Genomic DNA, 12,607 nt, shown 5'->3' with positions numbered 1-12,607 from the left:
ACCTGCTTGTGCGACCAGACGCCGATCGCCACCATCACGCCGAAGTAGCCGATGAGCACGGCCCAGTCGAGACTGTTCATGAGCCCCCTTCCAGGGTCCGCTGCCGGGTTCGGGCATGTGAACTCTGAGTGGGGTGGCATGATCACGGCAAGCAAGCGTCGGGTCAAGAGACGGCAAAAATGTTCCGCTCGATGGCCAACGTTTACGTATATGAATTTTTAGCGTGGCTGAAATCCACCCTCAGCGCATCAGCTCCCCCGCGTTGACCAGCAGCGACTGCCCCGTGATCGCCCGGGCCCGGTCGGAGGCCAGGAACACGGCCGCGTCGGCCACGTCCGCGTCCGTGGCGAGGTCGGGAAGCGCCATCCGGCCCGTCAGCCGCCCCAGCACCTCCGCCTCGGGGACACCCTCGGTGTGCGCCGTGAACTGCACGTAGGCCTGCACCGGCGGCCCCCACATCCAGCCCGGCAGCACGGTGTTGACCCGCACGCGGTGCGGCCCGAGTTCCCGGGCGAGCGAGTACATCGCGCTCGTCAGCGCCCCCTTGGAGGCCGCGTATGCCGCCTGCGCCACCTGGGTGGGCGCCGCGACCGACGACTGCGTCCCGATGAACACCACCGCGCCCCCGCGCTCCTTGAGTGCTGGCAGACAGGCCCGCGTCATCCGCAGCGTACCCAGCAGGTTCACGTCGATCACCGATTGCCAGGTCGCGAAGTCGGCATCCTCCAGACCGCCGAAGTAGCTGTCCCAGGCGGCCACATGGACCACCGCGTCGATCCGCCCGAACCGCTCCCGGGCGAGCCCCGCCAGCGCCTCGCACTGCCCCTCGTCCGTGATGTCCGTCGAGCGGTACGCCGTGTGCGCCCCGTCCGGATCGATCTCGCCGGCGCTCTTGGCGAGGTTCGCCTCCGTGCGCGCACCCAGCACCGCGTTCCCGCCGTCCCGCACGACCGCGGCGGCGACCTGGTGACCGAGCCCGGCGCCGACTCCCGACACGACGACGGTCTTGCCCGTGAGCAGTGACATCCGAGCCTCCGGGGGTATGGCCAATTATCTGACGGGGCGTCAGAGTATGGGCGACCGGCGGAGGACGGAAGGGGAGCGACGTGAGCGAGGAAACCCGCAGTGAGGTGTACGCCGAGCTGGCCGCCGTGGGGCCCTACGGGGTACGGCCGGGCCACGCCCTGATCACCATGGTCGAACCGCACCCGGGCCACGAGTACGCGTACAACCGCTGGTACGAGGACGACCACTACTACGCCGGCGCCATGGCCATGCCCTGGATGTACGCCGGCCGCCGCTGGGTGGCCACCCGTGACCTCCAACTCCTGCGCTACCCCGAGAAGTCGGCGATCGCCCAGCCCGTCACCGCCGGCTGCTACATCTCGACGTACTGGGTCACCGAGGGCCGCTACGACGACCACATGAAGTGGACCGTCGCCATCAACCGGCGCCTCAACCGGGACGCCCGGGTCTACCAGGACCGTACGCACGTCTTCACGGCCTTCCAGGATCACGAGGCGACCGTGTACCGGGACGGCGCCGCGGGGCCGCGCGACTTCCACGCCCTCGACCACCCCTACGCGGGCCTGGTGGTGGAGGTGATCGACGCCGAATCCCCCGAGCAGCGGCCCGAGTTGCTGGAGTGGCTGCGCTCGCGGCACCTGCCCAAGCGCCTCGCGGGCTCCCCGGCCGCCATGGTCACCGTGTTCCGGCCGACACCGCTGCCCGGGGACCGGATGACCTATGTGAAGCAGGTGGAGGGCGTCGACACCCGGCTGACCCTGCTGTGGTTCCTGGAGGCGGATCCGCGCGACTGCTGGGAGGCGTGCTTCACGGACCTGGACGGGCCGGTGGGGGAGGCGGGCCTGGGGAGGGTGGAACTGGTGGCCCCGTTCATCCCCACCGTGCCCGGCACGGACCGGTACGTCGACCGGCTGCGTTAGCCGGTGCGCCGTTTCCGGACACAAGCCGAGCCCCCTCGGCAAGGACGGCGGGCTGGTCGAGAGGGCTCTGGTGGTGAAGCTTGTGCAGTTGTCTCATACGTGAGTGACCGGCGTGCCGTTACGCCTTGACCGAGGTGACGAAGGCGTTCCACGCGTCGGCCGGGAAGGCCAGCACCGGACCGTCGGCGACCTTGGAGTCCCGTACGGCCATGGCCGCGATCACCGGGGACTTGACCTCGACACACGCGCCGTTGCCGGTGGAGTACGAGGACTTGGTCCAGGTGGTCGTGGCGCCCTGACGAATTGCCATTTTTGCTCCGTAATGCCTGGTGATGAGTTACTGGGTTTCCGCCAACCCTGCTGCCCGATTGGCGTGATCGACGTTACTCGCCCACCTCGGCTTACGAAGCGACTATTCACTCAACTGGATGGCATATTCCAGGCGGGTCTTCCAATTCGGCCTGGGGAAGGTGTACTGTACGGCCCCTTCCGTCGATGGCGGCCCGTACGGGCGCCGTTGGCCGATTCAGCGCGCGTACTCCTTCGCGATGTCCGCGATGAACTGACGCGAATGCTCCGGGTTCAGCGCCTGCGCTCTGAGGTGCTCGTACATCACGCTGTACTTCTGCACGTCGTTGGCCTTCTCCAGATACAGGTCGCTGGTCACGCCCTCGATGTAGACGACGCTGGAGTCGGCCGCGTCGGGGAACTCCAGGATCGCGTACTGGCCGTTCACGCCCGGGTGGGCGCCCATGTCGAAGGGGATCACCTGCACGGTCACGTGCGGCAGCTGGGCCTGCTCGACCAGATGCTCCAACTGGTCCCGCATCAGCGACTTGTTGCCCACCACCCGGCGCAGCGCCGCCTCGTCCATCACGGTCCACAGCCGCAGCGGGTTGTCCGGCGCGGTGATTCGTTCCTGCCGCCGCAGCCGCACCTGCACCCGCTTGTCCACGTCGGCGGCGGCCGTCTCCGGCAGCGCCCCCGTGATCAGCGCCTCCGCGTACTGCCGGGTCTGCAGCAGCCCCGGCACCACCTGGGGGTCGTACACCCGCAGACTGGCCGCGTCCGTCTCCAGTCCGATGTAGACGCTGTAGGGGATGTCCCCGAAGGAGTGCCACCACCCTTGCTGGCGGCTGTCCTTGGCCATCTGCATCAGGGAGTCGACGATCCGGTGGTCCTCCACCTCGTAGACCCCGCACAGATCGCGCACGTCGCGCTGGCTGATGCTGCGCCGCCCGTTCTCCAGCCGGCTGATCTTCGACTGGGACACCAGCAGCCGCTCCGCGACCTCTTCGGCCGTCATGCCCTTGAGTTCCCTGAGCCGGCGCAGCTCCTGGCCCAGCCGGCGCCGCCTGACGGTGGGATTGACATTGGACGCCACGGGACGTGCACCTCCGGCTGCGGACCTCTGGTTACCACTTTGCGTATCTGCTGTTGAGCAGACTGCCACCAAGGTGCTTTCTACCGCTGGCAAACGATGGATATGCGCTGAACGCGCGTCAGTTCACGGCACCCGGCGCGAACAGGCTGGACATGCGGCTGCGCGGGGTGACAAGACCTCGCGGTCTCGTCACCCCGCGCGAACCAGCGGCTCCCGAACCGGGTCGGGGGACTCGGGTGCGGCTCTCGGTGGTGCGATGGGTGGTGCGTGGGTGGTGCTGTGTCGTGGAACCGCGGCTCAGTGGGCCACGACGCGTGCCATGGAACCCCGGCGCGGCTGCATCGGAACGCCACGAGCGGGTTCCGGTGCGGACCTCGCCGGTCCGGCGGCGGCCTGGCGGCCGGCCGGGGCCGGGCTGCGGCGCGGCTGGGCCGCCACGCCGTTCTGGACGTCCATCACGGCGTGCGCGACGAGACCGCCCATCGGGTCGTGCCGGATCAGGTCCCGTAGCCGGGACCTGGACGAACGACCCTCGTTGCCCGGGTACAGATGCTTGCCGAGACCGACCGCGTGCGCCAGTGCGGCGAGCGCCGCGGTCCGTGGGTCCGGCGGTACGCCGGTACGGATCGCGGAATCCAGCCGGGCCCTGATCTCCCGGCTGATGTCGGTGTCCGTCGCCTGGTAGCGAGTCGTCGGCAGTACCCCGCACATCTGACCGGCCACGGCATGCACCATGCCGCACCGCTCCAGATGCGAGAGGTAGGTCTGGCGCAGCCCGAGACGCGGCCCGCCAATCCAGTTCACTGCCCGCACGGGAGCGCCACGCCTTCGCAGCAACTCCAACGCGCAGTCCAACGTTGGATCTCCAGTCGGCCGTGGGGCCACCACGGCGATACGATCCCCGTCTGGGGCTATCCGTCCGGCCAGCGCCAGCTCCACTAGCTGTGCTCCGGCCAGACCGAGGTCGAGCGACTGCGGCTGCGCAGTGGTACCCGTGGTCGGGTCCAGTGCCAGCAACAGAAGCTCCTCCGGAAGTGTTCTGCGGCTCCTGCCCATCCATGCCTCCCCGCGTGGATGAAAGACAGGGTGACCCCTCTCACATTGGTCTGTCGAGGGTGCGTGACCTGTTTGTGAGGGAACCGGTAGGTATGTCGTTCTCGTCTACCGCAGGGGTTAAGCCCCCACACAGGACACTGGTACATGGTTCGGACAGCGCGTACGGCGGTGTCCCGGGCGGCGATTCACGGTTCGGTTGACGGTTCGGCAGCCGCGTGCGGGGCATGCGGCGGCAGATGGAGGAGGCATCGGTGGCGGGCGAGTCCCCCGACAGGTCGAAGCAGCGCGAGTCGTCGGCAGAACCGACGTCGGGGAGCGCGGTTCCGGTTCCCAACCCGAGCGACCCCCGCATGGCGGTGTCCCGGGATCCGTCCACCCCCCGAGGCGGCGTCGACACGGCGACCCGAACCCTCTCGGTACGGGACCTGAAGCGAACGGACGCCCCCGGGGCCTCTCCTGAGCCGGGGGCGCCCGGGGCGACGTCGGACGAAGGGCCCGAGGGAACACCGTCGCCGACCGGGACGACGGACGGCGGGGCCGACGGGGAGTCTGCGGGGGCTGACGGTGGCGCGTCCGGGGACGGGACCGCGGGGACTGGCGGCGGTGCGTCTGGCGGCGGGGCCGCGGGGGCTGACGGTGGCGCGTCCGGCGGTGTGACTGCGGGGGCTGACGGCGGTGCCGCTGGGGACGGGATCGCGGGGGCCGACCGCGGTGCGACCGGCGCCAAGAACGGCCGAGGGACCGACGGGGAGGCCGAGGGGGCGTCTGGCGAGGCGATGACCGACGGCTCCTCGGGCGGGGCTGTGGCGGAGACGGGTGACGACGAGACGCCCGGCGGCGGTGCCGCGGACGGCGAGACGGCGTCCGAGCGGCGCTCTGGCCGGTCGGAGACGGCCGGGGAGTCCACCGGGGACGCCGAGGACGCAGAGAGCGCCGCCGACGGCGCTGTGGGCGCTCAGGGCCTCCGGAGTTCTGCGGAGGCCGGGGAGTCCGAGGGTGCCCAGGACGCGAAGGACACCGCGGGTACGGGCGACTCGGACGTGGACGGTGCCGGGAAGTCCGGCGACGCCGAGGACGGCCGTGACTCCGCGAGCGCGCGGGACGCCGACGCCGAGGGCGACGGCTCGGCGGAGGGTAACGATTCCGCTGAAGTCGCCGGCGACGGCGAGACGGGCGGTGACGCCCGCCTGCGTGCCGCTGTCGCGGCGTGGGTGCGTACGGGGGACGCCAAGGACGCCTCCGAGACCGCGGAGCCCGAGAGCGCCGCAACAGACGAGAACGACGACAGCCCCGAGCCCGAGCCCGAAGACAAGCCGAAGGCACCCAGCGCCGCCAGGGACCCCCGCTCCGGGGCCGGAGACCCCGAGCCCGGCGTCGAGGACGCCCGGCCCGCGAACGAGGACCCCCGCTCGGGCGCTGAGGACGCACGGCCTGCGGCCAAGACCTCCGGCGCTGCGGGGGAGGACCCGGAGCCCGGCGTCGAGGATGCCCGGCCCGCGAGTGAAGACCCCCGCTCCGGCGCTGAGGCCAAGCGGCCTGCCGCTGAGACCCTCAGGCTCACGGGGACGGACCCCGAGTCCGGCGTCGAGGACGCTCTGCCCGCTGCCAAGGACGCTCAGTCCGGCGCTGGGAAGTCTCGCGTCGAGGATGCTCGCCCCGCGGGTGAGGACGCCGAGGACGACATCGAGGACGCCCGCCCCGCGATCGACGACGCCCGGCCCGGTGGCAACGATGGCGAGCCCGAGGTCGAGGACGACCAGCCCGAGGTCGAGGACAAAGTCCCCGGTGGCGGTGAGGCGCCCGGCGGTGTGGCTCCCGTGCGCGGGCCCGCGGTCGCCGATGGTGGGAAAGGACCTGAGGGGCCACCCGCAGGTGACGACGAGAGCCGCACGGGTGGTGCGGGTGGGAAAACGGCCAACGCCAACGCCAACGCCAACGCCAACGCCAACGCCAACGCCAGCGCCAGCGCCGACGCACCCGCCAAACCCGTCGACCAGCCCACCGCCGTCTTCAAGCGACCCAAGCCCCAGGTCGACCAGCCGACCACCATGCTGAAACTGGACGGCAAGCTCGGCGACCCCAAGACCGATCCCAAGACCGATCCCAAGACCGACCCCAAGACCGAGCCCAAGACCGACCCCGAGCGCACCAGCAAGTTCGTCGCGCTCAAGCCCCTCGACGAGCCCGCCACCAGGAAGCCGGCGGACGCCACCGCACCCGTCCCGCAGGTCGGCCCCGAGCGGACCACCCAGCAGCCGCTTCCGCCCAAGCCCCCGCTCGACCTCCTGGCCGAGCTGACCAACACCCCGCCCCCGCCCCAGACCCCGGTGCGCACGATTCTGCGCCGGGTCAAGATCTGGACCCCCCTCGTCCTGCTCCTCGCCCTCGTCTTTGCGATCGTGCAGGCCGTGCGCCCCCTGCCCAGCCCCACCCTCGCCCTCACCGCCGAGGACTCGTACACCTTCGACGGCTCCCCGGTCACCCTCCCGTGGCCGAACGAGGGCCAGGGCCGCATGGACGTCAACGGCATCGGCACGATGGGCGCCTTCGGCAAGCAGACGCCGGTGGCCATCGGCTCCGTGGCCAAGGCGATGACCGCCTACATCGTCCTCAAGGACCACCCGCTCAAGGCAGGCCAGGACGGTCCGAAGATCACGGTGGACGCGCTCGCCGAGAAGGAGGCCGGCTACTGGAAGGACGGCGAGTCCACCCTCACCACCGTCAAGAAGGGTGACGTCCTCACCGAGCAGCAGGCCCTGTCGGCGATCATGATCCCGTCGGCCAACAACATCGCCCGCCTCCTCGCCCGCTGGGACGCCGGTTCCGAGGCCGCGTTCATCAAGAAGATGAACGACACCGCCCAGCGGCTCGGGATGACGAACACGACGTACACCGACGCCTCCGGCCTGAAGGAGACCACCGTCTCCACCGCCTCGGACCAGGTCAAGCTCGGCAACCAGCTGGTCAAGATCCCGGCGCTGATGGCCATCACCAAGCTCCCCAGCTGGGTCGACCCCTCCGGCAAGAAGTGGGACAACTACAACCGGCTCGTGCCCTACAACGGCGCCATCGGCATCAAGACGGGTACGACCACCAAGGCCGGCGGCAACCTCCTGTTCGCCGCGACGAAGGAGGTCGACGGCGAGACGGTCACCGTCGTCGGCGCGATCCTCGGCCAGCACACGAGCCCGATCATCGACACGGTCAACGCGGTCAGCAAGACCGCGATGCTCGCCGCCCAGGACGCGCTGAAGTCGGCGAAGATCCTGAAGAAGGGCGACGTCGTCGGGTACGTGGACGACAAGCTCGGCGGCCGTACCCCCATCGTCGTCACCAAGGACGTCGCCGCCGTCGGCTGGTCCGGCTTCCGGGTGAAGCTGTCCTTCGACGCCGACGCCGTACCGCACTCCGCGAAGGCCGGCACCACCGTGGGCACGCTCACCGTCGGCGACGGCACCAGCGGCGCGGTCAAGGTCCCGGTCGCCCTGCAGAAGGACCTCAGTGAACCCGGACTCACCGCCAAGCTGACCCGTCTCGGCTGAACCGGCCGCACCGCTGCCACGTACCCCGTCGGCGGGCCCACCTGGGAGCCGTCCGGCGGGGTGCGTGCTAGCGTCACGAAACGGGGCAGGTCGCCGCCCACGGGACGCGGCCGGGGACCGCCCCGGGACGTGGTCGGCAACGGACGGCCAACGGGACGCGTCTCTCAACACAAGACAGGACACCCACGGGGAGTGCCTTCAGGTGGCCACTGCGGAGCCGACACGCGCCGACGACGCCGACCCGGGCCCGGGAACCGGCCCGCGAATACGCGTGCCCGTACCGCGCGACGAGCGGCACGAGAGCGGTCGTACGGACTCCTCCGCGAGAGCCAGGGCGATCCGGGCCTTCCACGCCCTGCGCGAGCGGCTGCTGCGTCACCCGGTGCTGTCGCTGACGGCCCTGTCGGGCGTTCTGCACATCGTCTGGTTCTTCACGTTCGCGAACAGTGGCGGTGACCTCGCGGCCCAGGACGCGTGGGCGGAGTTCGTCGGCCGGCACCCCGACTCGGCGTACAACCTCGCCTGGTACGGCGGGATGCACCCGGTGTCGTACAGCATGGTGTCGCCGTACCTGATGTCGGTGCTCGGCGTCCGTACGACCATGATGATCGCGGGGACGGTCTCCGCCGGGCTGCTCACGATGATCCTCATCCGCAGTCGGTCGGTGAAGAACCCGCTGTGGGCCTCGCTGGCGGGGGTCTACGCCTTCCTGTGCAACGCGGCCTCCGGGCGTGTGACCTTCGGACTGGGCACGGTGTTCGCGCTGGGCGCGGTCGCCGTCGTCTTCTGCTGGCCGCACAAGTGGCGCCACAAGCGGGGCGCGAAGGCCGCCTGCGCGGCCGTGCTGGCGGCCCTGGCCACCATGGCCTCGCCGGTCGCCGGCCTGTTCGTGGGGCTGGTCGCCGTCGCGCTGTTCCTGCAGAAACGGCGCCCCGGCGCCTGGGCGCTCGGGATCGCGCCCGCCGTGGTGGTGGCGGTCTCGGCCTGGCTGTTCCCCTTCTCGGGCACCCAGCCGATGACGATCGCCTCGGTGAGCCTGCCCTTCATCTACGCCGTCTTCATCTTCGCGCTCACCCCCAGGCAGTGGACGACCGTCCGGCTCACCTCCGTGGTGTACGGCCTCGGCGTGCTCGGCGTCTGGCTGGTCAGCTCGCAGATCGGCTCCAACATCACCCGGCTGGCGATGCTGTTCGCGGGGGTCGCGCTGGTGGCGGTGCTGCCGTTCAAGGTCCGGCGCTCCCGCGAGTGGTACCTGACCTGGGTGGCCATCGCCGGCTTCGTCTTCTGGATCGGCTTCAAGGCGGTGGACGACGTCGTCCACACCACCCCGACCGCGTCCTGGGCGCGCGAGCTCGCGCCGCTGGTCAACGAGCTCCAGAAGGTCGGCGCCGAGAAGGGCCGCGTGGAGGTCGTCCCGGCCCGCTCCCACCGCGAGGCCTCCGCCCTCGCGCCGTACGTCAACCTCGCCCGCGGCTGGAACCGCCAGGCCGACATGGAGCGCAACCCGCTCTTCTACGACGACACGCTCAACTCGGCGAACTACCACGAGTGGCTGCAGCGCTGGGCCGTCCACTTCGTCGTGCTGCCCAAGGACGAGCCGGACGGCGACGGCGGGGAGCGCGAGCGGGAGCTGGTGCAGCGGGGCATGCCGTATCTGACGCAGATCTGGGGCGACGCCAACTGGCAGCTGTTCCGGGTCACCGACGCCGCCCCGCTGGCCGAGCCGAACACGGTGGTCGACCGGGCCGAGCAGGGCGAGATGACGATGGACGTCAAGAAGGCCGGCCGCATCCTCATCAAGATCCCGTACTCGCCGTGGCTGAGCATCGTCGACGCCGACGGCAAGAAGCTCAAGCCGCCGCAGGAGACGGAGGCGTCCAAGCACCGGGCGGAGGGGCAGCCGAAGTCGTACGACAACGTCAACGGCTGCCTGATGGAGACGGAGAAGGACGCGAACGGCGACCGGTGGACCATGCTGATCGCCCCGAAGGCGGGCACGTACCGCCTGGCGGCCCCCTACACGCTGCCCCGCGGTACGCCTTGCCCCGACGAGCTCAAGTGATCACCGGACCGTTGAGCACCTGATCACCTGACCGCCTGATCACCTGACCGCTTGACCGCCTGATCGCCTGACGGGGAACGCCACGTCGCACACCTCGTCCTGCGGGGCCGCCGCGTCCCAGTCCGCGAAGTAGACCTCGCGGCAGGGGCCCGCCATCTCCAGGCCCTCCCGCGCCATCCACTCCTCCACCGCCTCGAACGCGGCCAGGATCTGCGGGTGGGCCACCTGCGCCTTGGTGATGCGGGTGTAGGCCAGCCGCTGGGCCGGCTCCACTCGCACCCCGGTCTCCCAGGCCCGTCCCCGCCCGGCCGCCCACGCCCGTGCCGCCGCCTCGTCCGCGACCGGCACGCAGGACTCCGCGGGGCCGTCGCTCTCCATGGACACCTCGGAGTGGTAGACGACGTACGGCGCCGCCGTCACGCCCCCGCACGCGCGGGCCGCTTCCTCCAGGCGTCCGAGCGAGGCCCCGATCCACGCCGGCAGCTCGTCCGCCAGAGTGTGCCGCGACTCGGTGATCACCACCCGCTCGGGTACGTCCACCGTCTCGACCACGAACTTCCCGTACATCTCGGAGCTCCTCCCCGACAGCCGTCCACGGAGGTACTCGGCGAGCGTCCGCTGCCCGGCGAAGCGCGTCTCCACGTCCGCCCAGTAACCGGCGAGCAGGTCGGCGCCTGCGGCGCCCTCCGCCTCGACCACCTCGGCGATCCGGGCGAGGGGCATGTCGAGCTGCCGCAGCAGCGCCACGAGCCGCGCGCGTTCCACCTGCTCCGCACGGTAGTAGCGGTAGCCGCTCAGCTCGTCCACCTGCGCCGGCGCCAGCAGCCCGAGCCGGTCGTACAGCCGCAGTGCCTTCGCCGACAGCCGCGCCCGCGCGGCGAACGCGCCGATGGTGAGCAGTTCCTCGTCCACGAGAGCAGCCCCTCTCACTGGGCGGCTCGCCCCTTCGGCTCGCTCGTCCTCCGTCACCGGACGGGTCCTTTCCGCCCGGTGACGGGAACGCTCGGGCCTGCCCCAGGGGCAAGGTCAACGGGTGTCTAGGCGAGGGCGCTCTCGACGGCGGTCACGACCTCCGCCGCCTCCGGCTCGGTCTGTGGGGAGAAGCGGGCGACGACCTTGCCGTCGCGGCCGATCAGGAACTTCTCGAAGTTCCAGCGGATGTCCCCGGTGTGGCCCTCGGCGTCGGCGAAGCCGGTCAGGCGGTCGTAGAGGGGGTGCCGGTTCTCGCCGTTCACCTCGATCTTCTCGGTGAGCGGAAACGTCACGCCGTAGGTCGCCGAGCAGAACTCGGCGATCTCCTCGGCGCTGCCCGGCTCCTGCCCCATGAACTGGTTGCAGGGCACGCCGAGGACGGTGAAGCCCTGCTCGGCGTAGCGCTCGTGGAGGCGCTCGAGTCCGTTGTACTGCGGGGTCAGCCCGCACTTGGAGGCCACGTTCACAATGAGGACCGCCCTGCCCGCGTACTGGGACAGGTCGGCTGATCCACCCTGGAGTGCGCCGATCTCCACGTCGAGGGGAGCGGCGCCGTTGCTCTCTACAGTCGTCATAACCGGATGCTAACTCCGGTAAGTGTCGGCCCGGTTCCGGGCCTCCACCAGGACGTGGCCGGCCGGTGTACGGGAGTACAGCACCGACCGCCCCGCACGACGGCGTTCCACCAGGCCGGCGTCCAGCAGCACCTTCAGATGCCGGCCGACGGACCCCAGCGCCTGCCCGGTCACGGCCACCAACTGGGTCGTGCTGAGGGGTGAGTCGAGCAGCACCAGCACCTCGGCCCGCGCCGCCCCCAGCAGCGCGCCGAGGGCCGCCGGCACGGCCCTGCGCTCACCGTCCGACAGCACGCCCGCGCACGGATAGACCAGGGCGTACCGCTCCCGGGCGTCCTCCCAGGCGACCCAGCCGCCCTGCCGCTGCGGGGTCACCGGCACGAAGACGAGCTCGGCGCCGGAGATCTCGCGGGGCGGATACTCGTGCAGGTTCACCTGGAGCCGGTTCTCACCGAGCCACCGGGTCCGCCCCGGCCGCAGCTCGTCCAGCACGGCCGCCCAGCCGCCCTGGCTGACCTGCGCGGTGCGGGCGACGACATCGGCCTCCAGGACCCGACGGCGCCGGTCCCAGTACGGCCGTACGGTCTCGGTCCAGACGTGGGAGAGCAGACCGGCCGCGCGTTCGGGCAGGTCGTCGCGGTCCAGGGCGGTGGGGAGCGGGCCGCCGGCCAGGGAGACGACGAGGTCGGCGCGGGCCCGGTCGGCGGGCGTGGCCCGGACGCGGGCGAGGCCCTCCTCGACGCCCTCCCCGTCCCTTGGGGTCGGGGCGAGGAAGTCCGCGGTCCACACCCGGCCGAGCCCGGCGCGCACCAGCAGCGCGGTGACGGGGTCGGCGGCGAGCAGCGCGCGGTAGCCGGGCAGATGCCGGCCCAGCCAGACCCGCTCGCCCGGGTGCGCGGCCTCGCCCGCGTGCAGCAGCTTCAGGGACGCGAGGGTCTCGGCGAGCGGGGACAACACGAACCGGCTGCCCGCGAGGGTGTCCGCGTTGATCTGCCACCAGCCCATGCCACCCCCAGTGACCTTTCGCGCTCGCGCGAAACACTAACGCCCGCTGTCGCGCCCTCCTGAGA

Annotated in this window: 10 protein-coding genes; 3 read left to right on the top strand and 7 right to left on the bottom strand. The window is 71.0% G+C overall.

The window, feature by feature from the left end:
• Positions 1–240: 240 nt before the first annotated feature.
• The gene (locus tag ABZ453_RS47190; protein WP_359025656.1) at positions 241–1,026 is read right to left on the bottom strand and encodes an SDR family oxidoreductase; all 786 of its coding nucleotides are present in this window, start codon (positions 1,024–1,026) and stop codon (positions 241–243) included.
• Between the two features lie 80 nt (positions 1,027–1,106).
• Here ABZ453_RS47190 and ABZ453_RS47185 point away from each other — a divergent pair, with 80 nt between their 5' ends.
• Complete coding sequence (locus ABZ453_RS47185) at positions 1,107–1,946, top strand: hypothetical protein (protein WP_359025654.1); 840 nt, start codon at positions 1,107–1,109, stop codon at positions 1,944–1,946.
• Between the two features lie 118 nt (positions 1,947–2,064).
• On the opposite strand, the gene ABZ453_RS47180 is transcribed toward ABZ453_RS47185, so the two are convergent.
• The 3 genes from ABZ453_RS47180 to ABZ453_RS47170 all read right to left on the bottom strand — a co-directional run bounded on the left by ABZ453_RS47180 (position 2,065) and on the right by ABZ453_RS47170 (position 4,386).
• On the bottom strand, positions 2,065–2,256 hold the full coding sequence (locus ABZ453_RS47180; RefSeq protein WP_359025652.1) for a DUF397 domain-containing protein: 192 nt from the start codon (positions 2,254–2,256) through the stop codon (positions 2,065–2,067).
• 216 nt (positions 2,257–2,472) lie between these two features.
• Positions 2,473–3,330 carry a helix-turn-helix transcriptional regulator gene (locus ABZ453_RS47175; RefSeq protein ID WP_359025650.1) on the bottom strand — a complete coding sequence of 286 codons (858 nt, stop codon included), beginning with the start codon at positions 3,328–3,330 and terminating at the stop codon, positions 2,473–2,475.
• Between the two features lie 297 nt (positions 3,331–3,627).
• Positions 3,628–4,386 carry a GPP34 family phosphoprotein gene (locus ABZ453_RS47170; RefSeq protein ID WP_359025648.1) on the bottom strand — a complete coding sequence of 253 codons (759 nt, stop codon included), beginning with the start codon at positions 4,384–4,386 and terminating at the stop codon, positions 3,628–3,630.
• A gap of 653 nt (positions 4,387–5,039) precedes the next feature.
• Between ABZ453_RS47170 and ABZ453_RS47165 the strand changes: the two genes are divergently transcribed.
• On the top strand, positions 5,040–7,928 hold the full coding sequence (locus ABZ453_RS47165; RefSeq protein WP_359025646.1) for a D-alanyl-D-alanine carboxypeptidase: 2,889 nt from the start codon (positions 5,040–5,042) through the stop codon (positions 7,926–7,928).
• Positions 7,929–8,130: 202 nt separating this feature from the next.
• Entirely contained in the window at positions 8,131–9,990 is a 1,860-nt protein-coding gene (locus ABZ453_RS47160) for an MFS transporter (RefSeq protein WP_359025644.1), read from the top strand.
• Positions 9,991–10,029: 39 nt separating this feature from the next.
• Here ABZ453_RS47160 and ABZ453_RS47155 read toward each other — a convergent pair whose 3' ends face one another.
• From ABZ453_RS47155 to ABZ453_RS47145, 3 genes are all read right to left on the bottom strand, one after another.
• Positions 10,030–10,902: a MerR family transcriptional regulator gene (locus ABZ453_RS47155; protein ID WP_359025642.1), complete on the bottom strand. Its 873-nt coding sequence runs from the start codon at positions 10,900–10,902 to the stop codon at positions 10,030–10,032.
• Between the two features lie 125 nt (positions 10,903–11,027).
• Positions 11,028–11,537: a glutathione peroxidase gene (locus tag ABZ453_RS47150; RefSeq protein ID WP_359025640.1), complete on the bottom strand. Its 510-nt coding sequence runs from the start codon at positions 11,535–11,537 to the stop codon at positions 11,028–11,030.
• A gap of 9 nt (positions 11,538–11,546) precedes the next feature.
• Positions 11,547–12,542, bottom strand: a complete 996-nt coding sequence (locus tag ABZ453_RS47145) for a winged helix-turn-helix domain-containing protein (RefSeq protein ID WP_359025638.1) — start codon at positions 12,540–12,542, stop codon at positions 11,547–11,549.
• Between the last annotated feature and the right edge of the window lie 65 nt (positions 12,543–12,607).

Origin of the sequence: Streptomyces sp. NPDC005799 (assembly GCF_040630525.1) — a bacterium.
Classification (GTDB): domain Bacteria; phylum Actinomycetota; class Actinomycetes; order Streptomycetales; family Streptomycetaceae; genus Streptomyces; species Streptomyces griseorubiginosus_B.
Note: the sequence above shows the minus strand (reverse complement) of the source record. Positions and strands in the feature narration are given on the sequence as shown.

Bases quoted from the DNA above. Each gene is read 5' to 3' on its own strand.
- ABZ453_RS47180 (WP_359025652.1), bottom strand. From the start codon at position 2,256: ATGGCAATTCGTCAGGGCGCCACGACCACCTGGACCAAGTCCTCGTAC.
- ABZ453_RS47145 (WP_359025638.1), bottom strand. From the start codon at position 12,542: ATGGGCTGGTGGCAGATCAACGCGGACACCCTCGCGGGCAGCCGGTTC.
- ABZ453_RS47170 (WP_359025648.1), bottom strand. From the start codon at position 4,386: ATGGGCAGGAGCCGCAGAACACTTCCGGAGGAGCTTCTGTTGCTGGCA.
- ABZ453_RS47190 (WP_359025656.1), bottom strand. From the start codon at position 1,026: ATGTCACTGCTCACGGGCAAGACCGTCGTCGTGTCGGGAGTCGGCGCC.
- ABZ453_RS47150 (WP_359025640.1), bottom strand. From the start codon at position 11,537: ATGACGACTGTAGAGAGCAACGGCGCCGCTCCCCTCGACGTGGAGATC.